1 protein-coding gene is annotated in these 242 nt (G+C 43.4%); it reads left to right on the forward strand.

Annotated elements, in window-relative coordinates; translation table 11 throughout:
- On the forward strand, positions 1-242 hold a 242-nt coding region (locus tag AAEY72_RS16095; RefSeq protein WP_352311678.1), incomplete at both ends, for a PspA/IM30 family protein.

Below are 242 nucleotides of genomic sequence, written 5' to 3' on the forward strand. Positions count from 1 at the left end.
TTGTAGCGCTTAAACAGCAAGTTAAAGAAGCTGAAAAGTCGATTAAAGAAAACCAACGCCAGCTAACTATGGTTAAAACCACAGAAAGCGTGCAACAAGCTACTATGGCTGTAAACAGCACATTAAACACTAACAGCTCGTCTATGACATCGGCTCGCCAATCACTTGAGCGTATTAACCAACGCCAGCAAGACCGTCAAGATCAGTTAGGTGCAGCTAAAGAGCTTGAAGCCGATGTAAAC

The organism is Psychrobacter sp. W2-37-MNA-CIBAN-0211 (genome assembly GCF_040309405.1).
Lineage (GTDB): Bacteria > Pseudomonadota > Gammaproteobacteria > Pseudomonadales > Moraxellaceae > Psychrobacter > Psychrobacter glaciei.